Raw genomic sequence first — 20,512 nt, 5'->3', positions numbered from 1 at the left:
TCCCCTCTCCATTGTTAGTCAGATAGCCAGCTACGCAACGCGACGAGCGCGTGTTGGACGGGCTCCCACGTGTCCGACGGGATGACGTAGCACGTCGCCTCGTGAATCGTGAACGTCTTGACGTCTTTTCGTTTGACGATATTCTCACCGATCGGACCGAACGGGTCACTGTTGACGTCGACATGCTCGAACGTCTTCCATACCCGCTCCCCTGACTCGACCATCGCGCAACCGAACGGCTTCATCGGACCGTCAATCCCGTACTCGGCATAATGCCAGAGCGTCGTCGCATCGAGCGGTGAACCGAGATGAAGGATTTTTGCGTTCCGTTCAATCATCTTCTCAATCGGGGAGCCCGGTCCAAAGCCCGCTTCGAGCGTATGACCGGAGACGACCTGCTCGGCGTCGTCTCCCCAAGCGGCGACGGACCACATCGGGTGTTGGCTGCGATACACATTCGGGTACGACCTGAACAGTTCGGGGACACGACCCATTCCGCGCGTCGCCGTCTTTTCCGGGTCGTAGGGCGGCATCGTCTCACGTATCGTCTCCCACCATTCGACCGGCACAGGCGGCGCCTCCCAGCCTGCAGGGTCCGAGTTGTCCCCGGTCTGGGTCGCCATCATGAGTAACCCTTCCGGTCCGACGGTCTCTTGCAACGCTTCGATGACTGTCTGAGCTCCGCCCGATACCCAACCGAGCTTCGATAGGGACGTGTGGACGAACAGCGCGTCTCCTCGTCGAATTCCGGCTGCTTGCAACTGACTGATTAAACTCGATTTCGTTTCCATATGTCTCATCATCATCATCTCTCACTCCACGACGAGCTGGATCGTCGACCCGCTCCTTGTTTTCTTCACTTCAATCCGGGCATCGACGCGGTCTTTCAACTCTTGAACGTGGCTGATCACCCCGACGAGCCGACCGCTCGATTGGAGCGACATGAGCAACTCGATCGCCTGGTCGAGCGATTCGGCGTCAAGTGTCCCGAAACCTTCATCGATCAGCATCGTCTCGAGGCTGACGCCACCGCTCAATTGCTGCACGACTTCAGCTAGGCCGAGGGCGAGTGACAAGGAAGCTTTAAAGCCTTCACCGCCGGATAAGTTTTGCACACGCCGCGACTGGCCCGTATAGGCGTCAAAGACTAATAATTCGAGGCCGGACTTCGCATTTCCTTTTGCCGTCTCGATTTTTCGTTCAAGTTGGAACTGTCCGCTCGTCATTTGATCGAGATGGATATTGGCCGCATGTAAGATTTGGTCGAAGAACGCCGTCTGGACGTACGTCTCGAACGTCAGCTTCTGCGGGTTCACGCCGCGCCCCGTATCGGCGATCAGCTTGATTGTTTCAAGCCGTCTGACGTCGGCATCCGTTTGTTCACGAAGCGCATTCCACTCGCGGACCGTCTGGCGGTGACGTTTCAAGTGGACGTCAGCGGTGACGAGACGTTCGGAGAGCGACTCGTTCTCCTCCTGTGCCACTCGGACGCGTTCTTTAAGCGCTTCGACCTCAGGACGTGGCCGCGCCCCGATCTTCACTTCCACTGCTTGCAGGGCGTGTTCGATTCGCCCCGCCTCTTCGAGCTCTTTGGCGAGACGTTCTTTTAACGTCGGCAACGTGTCGACGAGCGTCCGGTCCTGTAAGAATGCTTCTTCTGTCAACTCGATTTTCTGAAGTGCCTCGTCGAGTTGCGCCCGCGCTTCGTTTAACCGGCGTTCCTCGAATTCGAGCTGTTCCGTGAGCAATCGGAATCGTTCGGCTTCCCCCCACTTCAGACGATTGACCTCTTCAAGTCGACGCTCATACTCCGCGACCTCACGCGTAACGGCTTGGAGTCGTAACGTCAGCTGGTCGCGTTCAGTCGTCAACGTGGTGCGTGTCATGCCGTCCACTTGTCGCATCGTCTGTAACGTTTCTTGAATCGATTGCAACGCTTCGAATAAGGATTGCCGCTTCTCCGCCTGCTCTCGCTTGGCGGTCTCAAGTTTCCTGACCGCCTGCGTGGTCGTCCGATACGTCGCCTCGAGGCGCTTACGCTCTTCGACATCGCCCCGGAGTGTTTGGACGAGAGACGCTTGATGTTTGAGCGCCTCGCTCGCCGGACCGTGGAATTGTAACGCTTCGGAAGCGGTGTCGCGCTCATTGACGAGTTCATCGAGTTGGAGCTTGAGCGCCCGATAGTCGGCGCGTGCCTCATGGAGCGCGGTGTCGAGCCGCCGGAGCGTTTCGATCGCTAATTGATGCTCGGTCACGTTCGCCCCTCCACCAGAACGTTCGACAGGTTCATGGCTACGTGAACCGCAAACCGGGCACGGATCGCCCGCCTTGAGCCGGTCCCGGAGCGTGTCCGCCATGAGCGCATGCTCGGCTTCGACGAAACGCTCGACAAGCGTGGTTTGGGCTGTATGTTGACGCTGCACGTCTTTCCCGTTCCGCTCACAAGCGGCGAGCTCGCTGGCGACACGCTCGCATTTTTCAACGAGGTGGCTGTGATACTCGAGCTGACTGTAGCGCCGCTCCGCTTCGACGAGTTGTTCAGTCGCAGGCTTGTCTTCAAGCTGTTTCGCGAGCTTCTGTTCCAGGTTACGTAGCTCAACTAAGCGAGCCTCGTCCGTGAACACACCGAGTTGCTCGACCTGTCGCTTCAACGCTGTCCGCTTTTCTGTCGCGCGTTGCCATTCCTCGACATATGGTAGCAATTCAGCGATGTCAGTCAATCGGTTGTTCGCCCGTTCGGCTTCTTGGCGGAGCTCCGTCATCTTGTCGGATTGTTCATGTAACGTCTCAAGCTGTGCCGCATACGTCTCGTCACGCTTTTGTGATTCGATGCGGTCTTTTTTGATGCGCTCGGCATCGCGCCGAAGCGTCTCGAACCGTTCATAGTGCGGTTGGACGTTCACGACTTTCTCGAGCCGCTCAATCAAGGCACGTCGTCTCACGCGATCCTTTTCTGCGTCACGGAACGTGTTGAGCGCGTTACGGTACGTATCCCGCTCTTCCATTAACGTGAGTAGTACCGTTGCCTCATTCAAATGCGTCCGTGCTTCCTCGAGTCGGATCTCAGCCGCCCGCTTCTCTAGCTGCACCGTGTCTTTCGTTTGTAACAGACGTTCTTCCCTATCCTCAAGCCACGTGACAATATCCGGTACGTTCCGCATCGCAACTGTTTCGATCTCTTCGTCTTCAAGTTCTAACAGTTTTAACCGCGTCGTCTCAATCGCCCACTCGACCTGTTTTCGATACTTCCCATGTCGTTCGACCCATTCCTCTTGGAACGCGCGATACGCTTCCGTCTTGAAGATCGACTGTAAAATCTGTTGTTTCTTGACGGAATCCGAGTCGAGCAGTTGCCGGAACTGATTTTGCGGAAGCAGTAAGATTTGGCTGAACTGTTCATAACTGAGCTGCAGGAGCGACTCAATCGTCTGTTCGACGTCGTTCACTTTCGTCGCGACAGGTTTCCACGCGTCGTTCCATTCATAGAGCACCGCCTCGTGCGGAATCGGCGTCTTGTTCTTCGGATGCGGTTGCTGCGGCTGACGGACGATGCGGTACCGCTCGTCTCGAATCGTGAACGAGAAGTCGATCTCGGTCTTCCGCTCCGGTTCCGCATACTGACTTCTAAAGTCGCTCGCGTTTCGAAGCGACCCGCTCGCCCGGCCGTATAGGGCGAACGTCATCGCGTCAAAGATGGTCGTCTTGCCGGCACCTGTGCGTCCGCTGATGACGAACATCGAACGCCCTTCAAGTTTCGTGAAATCAATCGTCTCCGTCTCGGCGTAAGGGCCGAATGCGGTGATGGTCAGGCTGACAGGTCTCATTTCAGACCACCCCCTTCGATCAGTTCACGGACATGTGCGTCAGCGTCTTTCCCATGTACAGCTTTGAAAAAGTCGAGATAGACGTCCTCAATCGAACGACGGTCGAGCTTCTCCCGTTCGACGCGTGACGTCTCGTCCTGACGGCGCAACAGTTCGAGCTCGAGATGGAGAATGTTCGGATAAACCGTGCGCAGCTTCGCCATCGGGTCGAACAAGGCGCGCTCATCCGTCAACACAATCTTCAAATAATCCTCCACAGCCTCGTCTTGATAAAATGACGGGGCGAGCAGCTCGTCTAACGTCCCGGTCAAGATGCGAAGATCCCGTCGCGCCTCGAGCGGGCGACGCCGGCGCGTCCACGTCCCGTCCCACTCGATGATATCGACCGATTTGACATGGTTCGCCTCGGAGAACGAGTATTTCATGAGCGAACCGCTGTACGCGATCCGGTCATCTTGAATCGCGTCCCGGTTATGCAAATGACCGAGTGCCGTATAGCCGAACGGGGCGTACAAGCCTTTCGCGACTTGTCCGGCCGTCCCGACGGACAGTTGACGCTCAGAATCGGTCTCGAGCCCGCCCGCGACAAAGCTATGGCCGACGGCGACCGCTCGTTTATCGATGTCGCCGTAAGCGTCGACGACCGCGGCGAGCGCATCGTGATGCGTCCGAATGGAGTCGTCATGAAAAGCGTAACGAATCCGCGCCGGCTCGAGGAACGGCATCAAATAAAACGGGACACCGCCGATTTCAAGCGGTCCTGCGTCCGGCTCAAGCTTCCCGACGATATGGAGCCCGACTTTCGTCAACAGTTTCGAGCTGTACTGCAAGCGCTCTGCCGAATCGTGATTGCCGGCGATGGCGAGGACGGGAATGTTCCGTTCTAAGACGAGCGCTTTCCACATCTCGTCGAGCAAATCGACGGCCTCGACCGGCGGCACGGCGCGGTCGTATAAATCTCCCGCGACGACGATCGCGTCCGGTTTCTCCTCATCGACGATGGTTAAAAACGAATCGAACAAGACGATCCGTTGGTCTTCTGTCATATGGTGGCCGTGGACGATCTTGCCCAGATGCCAATCGGCCGTATGTATCCATTTCATGTCACTTCACCTCGTATCTATTCTATCATTATTCGGTAATCCAGTTCGACGTCTTGACACTTCATTTCGAAACAGCGAAAGTTAAATGGAAAGGGGGTCGTGTGATGGAATCTACGACCACATGGCGGTCATTCGTTCGACTGTTTCGAATCGCCAAGCCTCCGAAAGCGTTATTCATCGGGGCAATCCTCATCTCGCTCGTTCAAGCGATGGCCTCACTTGCCATCCCGCTCATCTTGCAACGTGTCGTCGACAACTGGAGCGTCGCCTTGCTCGATGCACGGCTCGTCACCATCTTCATCGGGGCGTTTTTGGTCCAAGTCATCTCGAGCGCGATTTCAATCTATTGGTTACATATTGTCGGTCAGCGCGTCGTCGCGAACTTACGGACGACGTTATGGGAACGGCTCGTCGCGTTGCCGATCCCGTTTTACGACGGCATCAAGTCGGGCGAGCTCGTCTCGCGGCTCAATAACGATACGACGACGCTCCAACAACTGTTGTCCGAGCAGAGCGTCCGTCTGCTGACCTCACTCGTCTCGATCATCGGGGCGGTCGGCATCTTGTTCACGCTCGATTGGCAGATGACGCTCGTCATCCTGTTCTCTGTGCCGACGACACTGCTCATCGTCATCCCGCTCGGCCGAAAGTTGCGCGTCATCGCCAAAAAGACACAACACGAGCTCGGTGCTTTGTCCGGGTTCTTCGCCGAACTGCTCGGCGAGATTCGCCTCGTGAAGTCGCAAGCGACGGAGCCGGAAGAAGTGACAGAAGGAAAACGCCGGATTGAGCTCCTGTTCAATTACGGGGTAAAAGAAGGACGCATTCAAGCGCTGTTAATCCCGCTACTTAACGTGACGCTGACGGCGATGCTCATCGCCATCCTCGGCTTCGGGGCGTACCGTGTCTCGACCGGTGCCCTGTCGACGGGGTCACTCCTCGCGTTCATGCTCTACTTGTTCCAAATCATCACGCCGCTTATCACGATGTCGGAGTTTTTGACGCGTCTCCAAAAGGCGCGCGGTGCGACCGAACGGATTTCAGAACTGCTTCTCGTGGAAGCAGAACCTTATACGGACAGGGCGGAATCGATTCAACAGGCGTCACTCGCCTTTGAGGATGTGACGTTCCAATATGGTGAGACACCCATCATCAAACAGCTGTCGATGACCGTTCCGTTCGGGGCGACGACAGCGATCGTTGGACCGAGCGGAGCCGGCAAGACGACGCTCTTCGCGCTCGTCGAACAATTCTATCTGCCGACGTCAGGGCGAATCACTTACGGCAGTCGAGACATTCAAACATATGGCCGGAACGATTGGCGCCAAATCATCGGCTACGTCGCGCAAGACTCGCCTGTCCTATCGGGCACGGTCCGTGACAATATCTTGTACGGATTGAAACGAGACGCCTCCGAGGAAGAGATTTTACAGGCGTGTGAGATGGCGAACGCCCGTCTCTTCATCGAGGCGATGACAGACGGGCTCGATACCGAGATTGGGGAGCGTGGGGTCCGGTTGTCCGGTGGGCAGCGTCAGCGACTTGCCATCGCCCGAGCGCTTCTACGCGATCCGCAAATCTTGCTTCTCGACGAAGCCACGTCAAGCCTTGATTCCGAGTCGGAACGGCTCGTCCAAGAGGCGCTCGACCGGCTCATGCGCGGCCGGACGACGCTCGTCATCGCCCACCGTCTGTCGACGGTACAACACGCCGAACAGATTATCGTTCTCGAGAACGGTGCGATTAGTGGTCGTGGCACGCATCAACAACTGTTACGAGATAACGCACTTTATGAAAAACTTGTCACGCAACAACAATTAGGAGGTCAATCAGTATGAAGACAATCGGATTTATCGGACTCGGGGTCATGGGACAAGCGATGGTCAGGAACTTGATGAAAGCGGGATTCCACGTCCAGGCCCATACACGGACAAAAGAGAAAGCAATCGCTTTACTCGAGACGGGCGTCACGTGGTGCGACACCGTCGCTGACGTCTGCGCCGGGGCCGATGCCGTCATCACGATTGTCGGCTATCCGTCCGACGTCGAGGAAGTTTATTTCGGCGAAGGGATGATTCTTCAATCGGCTGAACCGGGTACGCTCGTCATCGACATGACGACGTCTTCCCCAATCCTCGCCGAACGCATCGCCGAGGCGGCCATCGACCGGAGCTTGCTCCCGCTCGATGCCCCGGTCACGGGCGGTGACGTCGGTGCGAAAAACGGGACGCTGTCCATCCTCGTCGGCGGTGGGGAGTTCGCGTTCACGAAGGCGCGTCCCTTGTTTGAAGCGATGGGTCAGGCGATCGAGCGGATGGGCTATGCCGGGAGCGGCCAATATGCCAAGCTCGCGAACCAAATCGCCATCGCCGGCATCATGATGGGCAACGCCGAGATGCTCGCGTTCGCGAAAAAAGCCGGGCTCGACGCCGAGCAGTTGCGTCAGACGATCCGTGGCGGCGCGGCCGGGAGCTGGACGCTCGAGAACCTCGTCCCCCGGATGATTCAAGAGGATTACTCGCCAGGGTTCTTTATCAAACACTTCATCAAAGACATGGGGCTCGCCTTAGCGAGTGCCGAGCAGCTGAACGTGAAACTGCCAAGCCTCGAGCTCGCCGCGAAGCTATATACGATTCTTCAAGAGAACGGCTATGGGGATAACGGGACACAGGCGCTGATTGAGTACTATCTACATCAAGACGTTTGAAATGAGGGATGCGTGGAATTAAGTGAGTGAAGGAGGCGAATGTCCATGCCATGGAACATGAAGGACTATCCGCAATCGTTGAAGAACTTTGACCCGCTCGTCAAAAAGAAAGCCATCGATATCGCCAACGCCTTGCTCGCCCAAGGATATTCTCCTAAAAAAGCCATCCCGATTGCCACCGAACAAGCAAAAAAATGGCACGCGGAAGCATCGAGCGAAGAGCGGAAAGCGTTCGATGAGGCACCTGACCCACAAAAATCAGATCGTCATGACACATGAAAAACAGTCAGCTGAGTATGCTCAGCTGACTGTTTTTACGTGCTCCGCCTCTTTTTCTGCCTTGATTTCTAAATAGAGTCCTGCAAGTGCTGTCTCAAGATAAGGTTGGACGAAAATTAAGGCAAGCCCGCCTGTCACTAAGACGAGCACGTACCAGCCGATAAAACTTGCGAGCAGCTTGAGCATGACGAGCTTTTTACCGTCCATGAGTCGCTTGCTCGCTTTCATGGCGGCGAGAACGGATAGGTCGGGCTGGTCGCGTAAAATGAACGGCACCATGCGAAACGTTAAATAAAACCACACACCCGGTACGATCAAGAGCAACATGAGGAGATTCAACCCAAGATAGAACACCGCGTAATAACCAACGGCCTTCACATACTGTCTGAGCGATCCGAACGAATCGAATAGCAAGCCGAGCGTCGGTTTGTCTTCTTTCGCGATGTCGAGATAAATCCAGTTCCGGCCCAATTCGAGCGGGGCGAGCAGGACGAGCGAGCTGTACAACAATAGAATCGATGTGAACAGAACGTCCGGCGTCGCATCAGCCGAGAGGTCGAGTTGCGACGTGACGACCGTTTGCACGAGCATCGTCGCGATGGCCGCAAAGATTGCGATGCCCCAATTTCCAGAGAGCATACGTAAAGCAAATTGTTTATATACGGAAGCCTGCATAACGTCACCTACATTATATCGTTTTTTTCATTATAGCAAAAAAACAGTCTAACGACTGCTTCATTGCCTCATTTGTTCGCGCAACTGTCGGAACTTCGACTCATCGAGCGCGCCGTCAGTCCGGACCCCGGACCCGACGTGGACGAATGAGACGTCAAGTGTCTCCATCAGTTCGCGTACATTATTCGCATCGATACCGGCTCCGGGTAAGATGTTCATCTCGGCCGTCTCACGCATCGCCTTGAGCGAATCGATTCCTTCTCGTGCCGTCGCGGCTCCACCGGACGTCAGGACGTGATCGACTTCAGGAAAATCGTTTAATACCTCGACGGCGGCGAGTATATCTCTCACCTCATCGATGGCGCGATGGAACGTGAGCGCCATGTCCCCTTTATGCTTGATCACTTCACCAAGGATCCGTTCATCGAGGCTACCGTCAGCCGTCAATGCGCCGAAGACGATTCCTGCAGCTCCGAGTTCGCGACAGAGCCCGACGTCCGCGAGCAACGTCTCCTCATCGTCCTCGCTGTAAACGAACGAGTTCGCGTGCGGACGAATCATGACATGGACCGGGATCGAAACATGCTCGACCACGTTTCGAATCGTCCCGAAGCTCGGTGTCGTCCCGCCTGAAGGGAAATCGGCAATTAACTCGAGCCGGTCCGCTCCAAAACGTTCTGCTTGTTTCGCTTCTTCTAACGTAGTCACGATGACTTCAATCATTCAAACTCCTCCTTTGTTATGGGGCAAAGCGCCAATCGACCTCGTGGATTGCAAGGTCGCGCTTCCAATCCGTCGGTTCCGGGAAGTCGGAGATGATCGTCGTCACCATTGAAAAGTCCGAGACCCGATACCGCTTTTGTTGATTGAACTGGGTATGGTCAACGAGCAAATAACACGTACGGCTCTGCTGCATGACCGCTTGTGACACCGTAGCGAGCCCGTACGCGTCGCACGTCAGCCCGAGCGTAGGGTCGACCCCTTCGACGGACAGGAAGGCGGCATCGAACACGTATGCCTTCAGCTGTTGTAACACTTGCTCACCGACCGTGACGAGATGTTTCGGGTCGATGGTGCCGCCGAGGAGCTGGACGTCACCCGTGAAGACACCTTTCGCCCGCTGTTCGAACAGGGCTTTCGCGACCATGAGCGACGGCGTGACGATCGTCAAATTCCGTCCACGCATCCGGGCCGCGACTTGCTCGGGCGCGACACCGTGACCGATATAGAGGAGCGCGTCATCTTCGACAAGTTGGAACGCCGTATAGGCGATGCGACGAATCCCGTCCATATTGGAAATCATCATCGGTTGGAACGAGACGCTTTGATGCAAGACGGCGCCGCCGTAAACGCGTTTAATCCGATGTTCTTTCTCGAGCTCCTCTAAATAACGACGAATCGACTCCCCCGAGACGTTCAATCGTTCAATCAATTCACTCGTCTTCACTTTTCCTTCCCGTTCAATCCACTCGACAATCTTTTGTTTACGTTCTTCTCCTATTAAAGACACAAGCCTGCCTCCTCCGCAATATTCGTTTCCTTTCTTAGTGTAGCGAACGGATGTAAATTTAACGTAAACGGAAGGTAAAGAACGGGCAAATCCAACATGTTTTTCGTGAATTTTCGTTAAAATCAACAGAAATCCACAAAAAAGCCAAGCTTGTTAAGCTTGGCTCTAAGAATCGAGGACACGAGAGATGGAGGTCATTGAACGATCCATCTCCGTATTCGCCTTATTTTCGCTTTTGAAACAATGGCACTTTCGGCTCGGTCCCAGAACGAATGCGTTGCCAGTTCGAGCGGTGCTTGATGATGATGAACAAGGCGAGCGGCACGATGACAATGAGCGGCAACCAATCTCGCGCAATGATGCCGTACGCGATCACGGTCACGAGTCCGACGACGGACGCCGCCATCGACGAGAGTGAGACCATCTTTGAAATCATAAGCGTCAATAGGAACGTCGCGACGACAACGAGGAAAAACAATGGGAACGCCGCTAACAAGACGCCAGCGCTCGTCGCAACCGACTTGCCACCTTTGAATTTCGCAAAGATCGGGTACGAATGGCCGATGATGGCCGGGATTCCGGCTAAAAGCAAGCTCATGTCACTTCCGAACAGAAGAGGGAGCAATGCGGCGAGGAGCCCTTTCCCCATGTCCCCGAGCAAGACGAGCGTTCCGGCCCGTTTGCCGAGCACACGGAACGTGTTCGTCGTCCCAAGGTTCCCGCTCCCATGTTCACGGACGTCGACCCGATAGCCGAGCTTGCCGATGATGAGCGCGAACGGGATCGACCCGAGCACATAACTGATTAATACAATGAAAATCTCTGTTAAATAAGGCATCGCAATTCCCCTTAGTCCATTAATTGCTGGAGGTATTGTTCGAACGGGACGTTCATCTGCTTGACGTTCGTTGCGTGTTCTACCCCGATGTAACGTAGATGCCACGGTTCATACATATAACCCGTCTCATCTTCAAAAGCCCGCTGGTAACGGACGATAAATCCGTACTTATGGGCGTTGTCGGCAAGCCACTTGCCTTCTTTCGTCTGCTCGAGCCCTTGCGTCAACTGATACCCGACCGAGGCGCTCGAGACATCAATCGCGAGTCCGGTCTGATGTTCAGAATGACCCGGTGGCGCTGAATATTTCATCGCTTGTTCTTTGCCATCGCGGGCGACGTACGCGTTGAAGAGCTGAACTTGATAGTCATAAGAGCGGAAAGCGCTCGTCCCTTTCAAGTCAATCCCTGCCGATTTAGCGGCAGCCATGAGTCCCTCGATTCCGGTCGCCGCCTCTTGACGAAGCATGCGACGGTCACCCGTCGCCGAGTCGACGAAAGCGATGTTCGGGGTCACGAGGTCTTGCGGTTTATAGTTGCTCGGAAGCGCGATTTGTTTATTCACGAGAATGAGGGTATCGAGGGCCAAATTTGCTTGACCGTTCGTTTGCAGCGGCTCTTTCGGTACGAGTTCAACCCGAGGTGCCTCTTCTTCAGGCGTCGTTTCTGGTGTTTCCGCTGGCGGTTCCTCTTCGGTAGGCGGCTCTTCTGCCACTTCCGGTTCTGGTGTATCGGAGGCATCGTCAGTTGATTCCGGTGCCTCTTCTGGCGCGGTCGGTTCTTCCATCACGACCGGCTCTTCCACCGGTTCATTCGTTGCGGGTTGTTCGCTGGTGGTACAGCCCACTAACGTGAGCGTCAAGGCGCAGCACACCATCCATTGCGATGGGTTTCGCATGCGATCTTCCCCTTTCTATATACAAAAAGTACCGTCAAGATATGATACCATACTGACGGTACAAAAGAACCACTGTTATGAGACGGGACTCATGACACGCATATACATCTCATGCCATTCTGGAAACTCTCGGTCAAGGCGGACCGGTTTAAAATCGCCTTGTTTGACGACGACGTGTGTCGTTTTCGCGGTGCCGACCAAATGACCATCCTGGTCGGTCAATTCATAGCCGTAAACGGTACGAATTTTAGAATAACTGTCGACCCAGACCCGGACGTTGACCGTGTCACCAAACGTCACGCTTTTCTTGTAGTCGACCGATACGTTCGTGACCGGCGAGACGAAGCCCGCCTGTTCCATGTCTTTATACTCGACGCCGAGTTCACGCAAGAGTTCGGTTCTGGCAATCTCCAGATAGACGAGATAGTTCGCATGGTAGACGATCCCCATCATATCAGTCTCTTGATAACGAACCGGAATTTGAATCGTATGCATTAAATCGTCCTCACTTTCCACATCATTATATTATAACTTGATACTAATATCTACTACTAACAGTTGGTTGAAATCACTTTCTGACACGTCTTGGCCGACAAGTCGATACGACTGCCTTGCAATCGCCTCGTCGATGAGTGACAGGGCCATGCGGGCGTTCGGCCGTTCCATCTGCCTGATTCGATTCTCGATTTCGCTGCGGACGTCCTCGTCCATCACGTAGCCGAATTTCTCGGCGTAGCGGATGGCGATTTCGACGAGCTCATTCGTCGAATAGTCCTCGAAGTGAATGCTTCGTTTAATTCGACTGCTGAGCCCTGGATTCGATTCAATCAATCGACGCATCGGGGCATCGTAGCCCGCGAGCACGACGACCAAGTTCTCCCCGTGTTTCGGCATCTCGTCGACGAGCGTGTCAATCGCTTCTTTGCCATAATCGTTCGGGCCCCCGCTCAAACTATACGCCTCATCGATGAGCAACACCCCGCCGAGCGCATCCCGGATCGCGGCTTTTGTCTTCTGTGCCGTCTGACCGACGTATCCGCTGACGAGGTCGGCACGGCTGACAACTTTCAAATGGCCCCGCTTCAGGTAGCCCGTCTTTTTAAGCAGCTGGGCGTACAGATGGGCGAACGTCGTCTTGCCGGTCCCGCTGTTTCCGACGAGCGTGGCATGGAGCTCGACCGGCGCCGTCTTCAGACCGAGTTCACGCCGCCGTTTTTGGACGGTAATGAGCGCCTCGATTTCCCGGAGTTGTCGTTTCGCCTCATCCATGCCGACGAGGTCGTCAACAGACAACGCACGGTCTTCCTCGGACTCAGTCTCAACAAAATCGAGTTCGGTCAAAATCGCCATCTCGTCAAGCGGAGCCTCCGCGCCGAATCGTGACCCTTTTTGGAACATCGCATCGAGCAAGATGTTATGGACCGTGCGCGCGTTTCCGAACGTCGCATCGACACGTTCGCGGTCGAGTCGGGCGAGGAGCGCCCGTTTCGCTTCAGCCGTAAGGACGTAATTGTTCTCATCAGCCACTTTTTCACCGATCGCGATAAGCTCTTCGTCCGAATAGTTCGGTAGCTCGTAATGGTTCGACTCTGGAAACCGGGACCGGAGGCCAGGGTTGGCGAGGAGGAAGTGACGCATCTCTTCCGGATACCCGGCGAGGATAACGACGAATTTCCCGGCATATTCGCCGCTCGTCATCGCGGCGACAAGTGTATCGATCGCGGCTTGTCCATAGTCGCTCCCGCTCGCATCTTGTCGCTTCAGCGCGTACGCCTCATCGATGAATAAGACGCCCCCTTCGGCTTCTTTCACTTTATTCATGACTTGTTCTTCCGTCTGGCCGACGAACGCACCGACAAGGCTCGAGCGATCGGCTTCAATCACGTCAGGACGGCTGAGAAGTCCGAGTTCAAAGTAAATCTCAGCCATCAACCGAGCGAGCGTCGTCTTGCCCGTCCCTGGATTCCCGGTGAAGACGAGATGGAGCGACGGTTGATGAACCGATGAGAAGCCGGCTTTTTCTCGCTCCTGTTGAAACAGTAAAAAGCGATACCACGATTTGACCCGGGCTTTAATGTCGGTCAAGCCGATCATCGTCTCTAACTTCTTAATCCCGCTCGACTTCGTTTCACGCTTTTGTTCCGGCAATAGCCCGACAATCGTCCCGATTCTCGACTTTACGGTCGTGACGCGCTCATTGAAGCGACGGAACGCCTCGCGACTGAAATAGTTGCCTTGCATCGAAGCGAGAAGCGATGCCGTATCGTCCTCGAGCGCTGCGACTTCCTGTGTCGCGTCGACGACAGCGTCGGACAATTGCTCGAGCTGATGCTTGAACTCTGAATCGCGCAAGTCCGACTTTGCCCGTTCGATTTCTTCGTGGAGTTGATCTAGCTGTTCAAGTAGACTCGTTGTTTTCGCTTCATAGTCCGTCAAGATTTGCACTTTCATGGAGGCGTAATCCGCCTCACGAAGTGTCGGCCACTCGATTTGGAGCGTTTGCCGGAAACGACGTAACTTTTCATTCAATTGACTGACACGGAGCTCTGCAGGCAACGCGTGCATCGATTCTAGTTCTTTCATCCAACGGTTAAGGAGCGGGTCCATCGTCTCCGTCTCCCGAAATCGTCTCGTCGCGAGGAGCGTCAACGTACGAACCAACTCGTCACGTTGTCCAGTGGCCCGCGACCAATGGGCGTAAGATAATAAAGCGGCCTCGTCGACGGTTTCGCCAGTCTCCCAACGCGATAAGTCCGCTTGTACCTGGTCCAAGTTGATTTGTTTCATTCCATTCTTCCTTTCAGACGACAAAGGAGCGGACGTATGAGTCTGCTCCTAGCCGATTTATCGTGATTCAAAAGACGTCATGCGAATCGAGTGGAACAAGTTACCGTTATTTCGAGATTCTGCGGCGAGTAAGATTCGTTCGTTCGCATCGATGTAATACGTGACCGCTTCCTCGTTCTCTTCTTCGCTGAAGATGGAAGGGTAGTTCTCGATCCACTCAGTCGGCACGGATTCCGCCGTTTGCGTCTTCACGAACGCTTGCGCGGTACGCCCGATTATCTCGACATCGCCTTCACTCGAACCGAGTGAGCCGTCATCGAGCCATCGCCGGATCTGTTCGTTCGTCGCCCGTGACAGGAACGGATGTGGCGCGACCGCGCCTGACGTCGTCTCTTGACGAATCGTCTCTTCCCCTTCAGGGTTCAACTCGCGGTAAATCGAGCCGTCCCATTCCGCCTTCGCTCCGACGTTCGGACCTGAGACGACTTCCGAAACGAAGTGTCCGTTTTCATCATATGTGACGAGGTAGTCGCGTACCTCTAGTGTCTCGCCTTCAGTCGGTAGCTTTTTCTCTTCATAGCCGATGATGACTGACGTGTAGAATGGCTCCGTGCGGTTCTCTCTGCCTTCGTCATCCGTAAAGTTGAATAATGAATAAAGGTTGTAGATGAGCAAGGCACCGATGATGAGAATCCCGGCTCCAATCACCCAGCTCAGACGTTTTTTCATTTGTTGTTTCATCTCATGCCCTCCCATTATGCTTCACTTACTATCCTACACTAGCGTGGAGGTCATGCAAAATATTTACGACCAAAAAAGGGCCTCATTCGAGACCCCTGTTGCATCAACTCAGTTTATCTTCTTCTTTTTTATATGCATCGATCCATTTGTCACGTTCATCCGGTTCATCTGACAAATCTTTGAACAATGCGATGATCATGAAGATCAGTACGAAAATGAACGGGAACGCGACGAGAATCGCGACTGCTTGTAAGGCGCTTAGTCCACCGGCATATAGGAGCACGGCGGCGATCGAGGACTGAATGAAGCCCCACGTCAATTTGATACGCATCGGAGGAATCAACTTTCCGTTCGTCGTGAGCATCCCGAGCACGTACGTCGCCGAGTCGGCAGAGGTGATGAAGAACGTCGAGATGAGGAAGATGGCGATGATGCTGAGCACCGTACCGAATCCGCCGAACGTTTCAAACAAGGCGAACAATCCGACTTCCGTTCCAATCTCATTGACGGCCGTAATCAAGTTCTGTCCACCGAATAAGTCTGCCCAGATGGCTGACCCGCCGAACACAGAGAACCAAAGCAACCCGAATGACGTCGGTACGAGTAAAATCCCGATAATGAACTCGCGAATCGTCCGTCCTTTTGAGACACGGGCGATGAACGTTCCGACGAACGGTGACCATGAAATCCACCATGCCCAATAAAAAATCGTCCATCCGTTAATCCACTCTCGTTCGACCGGTTCAAGCGCGGCCGTCCGGAAACTCATCGACGGTAACTGTTGAAGATACGTTCCAATCGTCTGGGTGAACAAATCGAGAATGAATGCGCTCGGACCCGCAATAAGTGTCGCGACGAGCAAGACAACGGCAAGAAAGATGTTCGTATTACTTAAAATCCGAATCCCTTTCTCGAGGCCGGTCGAGGCGCTAATCATGTAGAGCACCGTCACGACAGCGATGATAATCAGTTGCGTCGAGAACGCGTTCGGTACGCTTGGAATCAAATAGTGAAGACCCCCTGCGATTTGCTGCGCCCCGAACCCGAGCGACGTCGCGACACCGAATGCCGTCGCGATGACCGCGAGGATGTCGACTGTCTGTTTAACGGGACGTTCATAACGATCGTTCACGAGCGACCCGATTGTCTCTCCGATTGTCGCCGGACGTCCTTTTCTGAACGTCGAGTAGGCGATGGCGAGTGCGATCATCGCGTAAATCGCCCATGGATGGAAGCCCCAATGGAAGAACGCGTAGCGCATCGCGGTACGAGCGTCGCCTTCAGGAGTCGGTGATTCGAATGGCGGGCTGTGGAAGTGGAGGAGCGGTTCGGCCGCCCCCCAGAAGATGAGTCCGATTCCCATCCCGGCACTGAACAGCATGGCGAACCACGTCAAATAACCGAAGTCGGGACGATCCGTATCTTTTCCGAGCCGAATCGAGCCGAATCGCGAGAAGATTAAAAAGACGGCGACGAGCAAAATCCCGGTCGCGCTGAGCAAGTAAAACCAGCCCATGCCGTTCGAGAGCCATCCTTGAACGGTCGTCGTCACGTTCAATAGGCTGGCGTTGCCAAGGAGGCGTTCCGGAAAGATGCCCCAAATCGTGAACAAGACCGTGATGATAGCTGAAACGATGAAAACGGTCGTCACTTGGCTTTTCCTTTTCATTAGTAGTCACTCCTATTCAATTTTCTTATTTTCATATACGTTTTCCACCGTAACATACTTTGTAAACCCTCCACAACTGCTCGACCTGTATTGAATGAAACCAAAAAGAGTGACGGAACGTGAACGTCACTCAGGTGGTTTCGGCTCGAGCGAGACAATCAACGTCTCATCAACGACATAATACGGGCGCTTCGGTAGCGTTTTCAAATAACCGCCTTCTCGTAGACGTGCCAAATCGAGTTGCATCGTCTGTTGAAACTTGCGGAGCGGTAATTTCTGTTCTTGTTCCATGTACAGGTCGAGTGCCCGTTGGACTTGGTCCATCTCATAAATGATGTCCCGCTCCTCTTCTGGAACGATATAAAACGTCTCTTTCGACATGAAAAACCGCTGTCTCGGTTTGCCGGGCAGATGCCGCTTCAACCGCGTCAAGTCGATTTCTTGTGTATCATCGAGTAAGACGGTCCGGTTGACCCCTTTCGGTAGCGTCTGTTCGTACTCATGAATCGCCTGTCTGAGTTCCGGTAGCGTGATGTCGACGTCATGCTCTACGACCTCTTCCTTTTGCATCAAACGTTGCCACCAGCTTTTCCCTGATTTCGTCTGTCGCTCCATACACTCCCCCCTCTCCTCATCCTGTTCCCGATATCGATGGGCCTCTCACCTTAATTCCGCACATTCACAAAAAAAACCTTCCTTTTTTCAAAGGAAGGTCAACATGTTTACTTCAATTTGTCACGAAGGACCATCTGTAGGATGCCGCCGTGACGGTAGTAGTCGATTTCAATCTCAGAGTCGAACCGAGCGATGACTTTGAATTCGGTCACCGTGCCGTTCTCATGCGTTGCTTTGACGTTCAAGATATCACGTGGGCGGACCGACTCGTCGACTTGGATGTCGATCGCTTCTTCGCCTGTGAGTCCGAGGGAGTCGGCTGACTCCCCGTCCATGAACTGGAGTGGCAAGACGCCCATCATGACGAGGTTCGAGCGGTGAATCCGTTCGAAGCTTTGCGCGATGACGGCACGGATGCCGAGAAGATTCGTTCCTTTGGCTGCCCAGTCACGCGACGAGCCCATACCGTAGTCGTTTCCAGCGAAGACGACGAGGCCTGTGCCTTGCTCTTTGTACTTCATGGCCGCATCGTACATCGGCATGATTTCGCCAGTCGGCCAGTACGTCGTGAAGCCGCCTTCAGTGCCTGGTGCGACTTGGTTACGGATGCGGATGTTCGCGAACGTGCCGCGCATCATGACTTCGTGGTTCCCACGGCGTGAGCCGTACGAGTTGAAGTCGAGCGGTGCGACGCCCTTCGACTGAAGGTACTGTCCAGCTGGAGTCGTCTTCGAGAACGCACCGGCTGGTGAAATGTGGTCGGTCGTGACCGAATCGCCAAACTTCCCGATGACGCGGAGGCCGTTCAACGCATGGACTTCTCCCGCTTCCGGCTCGAGGTTCTCAAAGAACGGCGGGTTTTGGATATACGTCGAGTCGTCCGAGAAGTCATACAAGTTGCCTTCTGGCACGTCAAGCGCGTTCCAACGCTCATTGCCCGTGAAGACCGTATCGTACTCTTTGCGGAACGCTTCCGGTGAGACGACGTCTTGAACGACCATCTTGATTTCATCGTTTGATGGCCAGATGTCTTTGAAGAAGACCTCGTTGCCATCTTTGTCTGTTCCGAACGACTCGTTCATGATGTCGAAGTTGACCGATCCAGCGAGCGCGTACGCGACGACGAGTGGCGGTGACGCCAAGAAGTTCGCTTTGACGAGCGGGTGGACGCGGCCTTCAAAGTTACGGTTCCCCGATAGGACCGATGAGACGAGCAAATCATTCGATGTGATCGCGTCTTCGACTTCGCGGTCGAGTGGACCCGAGTTTCCGATACATGTCGTACATCCGTAACCGACGGTGTTGAAACCGAGTTGGTCGAGGTACGGCGTGAGGCCGGCTTTGTCGAGGTAGTCGGTAACGACTTTCGAGCCCGGTGCGAGCGACGTCTTCACGAACTTTGGAACCGTGAGACCGCGTTCGACGGCTTTCTTCGCGACAAGTCCTGCTCCGACCATGACGTATGGGTTTGACGTGTTCGTACAGCTCGTGATGGCTGCGATCGCGACGTCACCCGTACGCATGTCGACAGCGCCGTCTGTGTAGTTGACCGCCGCCGTCTTCTCAAGCTCAGCTTTTTCAAGACCGAAGCCACTGTGTCCGGCTGGTGCCGTCACACTGTCGACGAATGCCGTCTGAAGGTCTGATAAGTTGATGCGGTCTTGTGGACGTTTCGGTCCAGCAAGCGACGGCTCAACTTTCGACAAGTCGAGCGTGAGCGTCTTCGTGAACGACGGATCGGCTTGGTCCGGTGTATAGAATAAGTCGTTCGCTTTTGAGTACGCTTCGACGAGGTCGATCAATTCTTCTGGGCGACCCGTTGTGCGCATGTAGTTGAGCGTCTCGGTGTCGACTGGGAAGAAGCCACACGTCGCACCATATTCAGGCGCCATGTTGGCGATCGTCGCCCGGTCTGAGAGCGGCATCGTGTGAAGCGATGGACCGAAGAACTCGACGAACTTGCCGACGACTTTCTCGTTCCGGAGCATTTCTGTGACGACGAGCGCGACGTCGGTCGCCGTGACACCCGGGTTGACTTCTCCGATGATTTTGACGCCGACGACGTCCGGTACCGGGAAGTATGACGGTTGACCGAGCATGCTCGCTTCGGCTTCAATCCCACCGACACCCCAACCGAGGACACCGAGACCGTTGATCATCGTCGTATGCGAATCCGTTCCGACGAGTGAATCCGGATAGGCGACGTTGCCCGTTCCGTCATTCTTCTCGAGGACGACCGACGCCAAGTACTCCAAGTTGACTTGGTGGACGATTCCGGTCGCTGGTGGGACGGCACGATAGTTGTCGAACGCCGTTTGAGCCCAACGTAAGAACTTGTAGCGCTCTTCGTTCCGCTCGAACTCGATGTCCATGTTTTTCATGAGTGCGCCGGCGAAACCATACGCATCGACTTGGACCGAGTGGTCGACGACGAGGTCGACCGGGATTTCCGGGTTAATCTTGTTCGGGTCTCCCCCAAGGTCAGCCATCGCTTTACGGAGTGAGGCGAGGTCGACGACGGTCGGGACGCCTGTGAAGTCCTGAAGGACGACGCGGGCCGGTTTGAACGGGACGTCGATATCTTTCGACACCTCGGCTGTACCCCATTTAGCCAAGTTCTCGACGTGCTCTTTCGTGATGCCGCGGCCATCTTGTTGACGTAGCACCGATTCGAGCAAGACACGAATCGAATATGGAAGACGACTGAGTTCAGTCACTCCATCTTCTTCAAGTTTTCTAAGTCGGTAATAGTCATACGCTTGCCCGTTCACCTCGAACTTCGTCCGCGATGAAAAAGCGTCTAACACGTTCGTTTGTTCCATACGATTTCCCCCTTTTTGAAAGCGGCGACGTCGGCAGTTGCCGTAA

Annotated in this window: 17 protein-coding genes; 3 read left to right on the top strand and 14 right to left on the bottom strand. The window is 54.7% G+C overall.

Annotation, left to right across the window (positions count from 1 at the left end; genetic code table 11):
* Window positions 1-14: 14 nt before the first annotated feature.
* The 3 genes from KB235_RS08550 to KB235_RS08540 are packed head-to-tail and all read right to left on the bottom strand — an operon-like array spanning window position 15 to window position 4,927.
* Window positions 15-806: an AAC(3) family N-acetyltransferase gene (locus tag KB235_RS08550; protein ID WP_246514150.1), complete on the bottom strand. Its 792-nt coding sequence runs from the start codon at window positions 804-806 to the stop codon at window positions 15-17.
* 6 nt (window positions 807-812) lie between these two features.
* Window positions 813-3,824, bottom strand: coding sequence for an AAA family ATPase (locus KB235_RS08545; RefSeq protein ID WP_211779383.1), 3,012 nt, complete (start codon window positions 3,822-3,824; stop codon window positions 813-815).
* A complete protein-coding gene (locus KB235_RS08540) occupies window positions 3,821-4,927 on the bottom strand; it encodes an exonuclease SbcCD subunit D (RefSeq protein ID WP_211779382.1) in 1,107 nt (368 codons plus the stop codon). Before KB235_RS08540 ends, KB235_RS08545 begins: the two co-directional genes overlap by 4 nt.
* A 104-nt stretch (window positions 4,928-5,031) precedes the next feature.
* Here KB235_RS08540 and KB235_RS08535 point away from each other — a divergent pair, with 104 nt between their 5' ends.
* Genes KB235_RS08535 through KB235_RS08525 form a run of 3 tightly spaced genes read left to right on the top strand, consistent with a single transcriptional unit; the run spans window position 5,032 to window position 7,913 of the window.
* Window positions 5,032-6,765: an ABC transporter ATP-binding protein gene (locus KB235_RS08535; RefSeq protein ID WP_211779381.1), complete on the top strand. Its 1,734-nt coding sequence runs from the start codon at window positions 5,032-5,034 to the stop codon at window positions 6,763-6,765.
* A complete protein-coding gene (locus KB235_RS08530) occupies window positions 6,762-7,634 on the top strand; it encodes an NAD(P)-dependent oxidoreductase (RefSeq protein ID WP_211779380.1) in 873 nt (290 codons plus the stop codon). Before KB235_RS08535 ends, KB235_RS08530 begins: the two co-directional genes overlap by 4 nt.
* Window positions 7,635-7,679: 45 nt before the next feature.
* Window positions 7,680-7,913 (top strand): DUF2188 domain-containing protein, encoded by a 234-nt coding sequence (locus tag KB235_RS08525; RefSeq protein WP_211779379.1) that lies wholly within the window; start codon window positions 7,680-7,682, stop codon window positions 7,911-7,913.
* 21 nt (window positions 7,914-7,934) lie between these two features.
* Here the strand turns inward: KB235_RS08525 and KB235_RS08520 are convergent, their stop codons facing one another.
* The 11 genes from KB235_RS08520 to acnA form a co-directional block, all read right to left on the bottom strand.
* Window positions 7,935-8,588 carry a DUF975 family protein gene (locus KB235_RS08520; RefSeq protein ID WP_211779378.1) on the bottom strand — a complete coding sequence of 218 codons (654 nt, stop codon included), beginning with the start codon at window positions 8,586-8,588 and terminating at the stop codon, window positions 7,935-7,937.
* A 60-nt stretch (window positions 8,589-8,648) separates the two neighbouring features.
* Entirely contained in the window at window positions 8,649-9,311 is a 663-nt protein-coding gene (locus KB235_RS08515; protein ID WP_034818258.1) for a copper homeostasis protein CutC, read from the bottom strand.
* 16 nt (window positions 9,312-9,327) lie between these two features.
* Entirely contained in the window at window positions 9,328-10,098 is a 771-nt protein-coding gene (locus KB235_RS08510; protein ID WP_034805457.1) for a DeoR/GlpR family DNA-binding transcription regulator, read from the bottom strand.
* Window positions 10,099-10,321: 223 nt separating this feature from the next.
* Window positions 10,322-10,936 carry a glycerol-3-phosphate 1-O-acyltransferase PlsY gene (gene plsY / locus KB235_RS08505; RefSeq protein WP_211779377.1) on the bottom strand — a complete coding sequence of 205 codons (615 nt, stop codon included), beginning with the start codon at window positions 10,934-10,936 and terminating at the stop codon, window positions 10,322-10,324.
* A gap of 11 nt (window positions 10,937-10,947) precedes the next feature.
* Window positions 10,948-11,832: a M15 family metallopeptidase gene (locus tag KB235_RS08500; protein WP_211779376.1), complete on the bottom strand. Its 885-nt coding sequence runs from the start codon at window positions 11,830-11,832 to the stop codon at window positions 10,948-10,950.
* A gap of 75 nt (window positions 11,833-11,907) precedes the next feature.
* Complete coding sequence (locus KB235_RS08495) at window positions 11,908-12,327, bottom strand: acyl-CoA thioesterase (protein WP_034805448.1); 420 nt, start codon at window positions 12,325-12,327, stop codon at window positions 11,908-11,910.
* A gap of 30 nt (window positions 12,328-12,357) precedes the next feature.
* Window positions 12,358-14,619: an AAA family ATPase gene (locus KB235_RS08490; protein ID WP_211779375.1), complete on the bottom strand. Its 2,262-nt coding sequence runs from the start codon at window positions 14,617-14,619 to the stop codon at window positions 12,358-12,360.
* A 57-nt stretch (window positions 14,620-14,676) separates the two neighbouring features.
* Window positions 14,677-15,360, bottom strand: coding sequence for a hypothetical protein (locus tag KB235_RS08485; protein ID WP_211779374.1), 684 nt, complete (start codon window positions 15,358-15,360; stop codon window positions 14,677-14,679).
* A 103-nt stretch (window positions 15,361-15,463) separates the two neighbouring features.
* On the bottom strand, window positions 15,464-17,029 hold the full coding sequence (locus tag KB235_RS08480; protein WP_211779373.1) for a BCCT family transporter: 1,566 nt from the start codon (window positions 17,027-17,029) through the stop codon (window positions 15,464-15,466).
* Between the two features lie 126 nt (window positions 17,030-17,155).
* Window positions 17,156-17,644 carry a DUF3939 domain-containing protein gene (locus tag KB235_RS08475; protein WP_245175570.1) on the bottom strand — a complete coding sequence of 163 codons (489 nt, stop codon included), beginning with the start codon at window positions 17,642-17,644 and terminating at the stop codon, window positions 17,156-17,158.
* A 107-nt stretch (window positions 17,645-17,751) separates the two neighbouring features.
* Window positions 17,752-20,466, bottom strand: a complete 2,715-nt coding sequence (gene acnA, locus KB235_RS08470; RefSeq protein WP_211779372.1) for an aconitate hydratase AcnA — start codon at window positions 20,464-20,466, stop codon at window positions 17,752-17,754.
* Window positions 20,467-20,512 lie beyond the last annotated feature (46 nt).

Origin of the sequence: Exiguobacterium alkaliphilum (genome assembly GCF_018138125.1) — a bacterium.
GTDB classification, from domain to species: domain Bacteria; phylum Bacillota; class Bacilli; order Exiguobacteriales; family Exiguobacteriaceae; genus Exiguobacterium; species Exiguobacterium alkaliphilum.
This window is presented reverse-complemented; position numbering and strand designations above follow the sequence as displayed.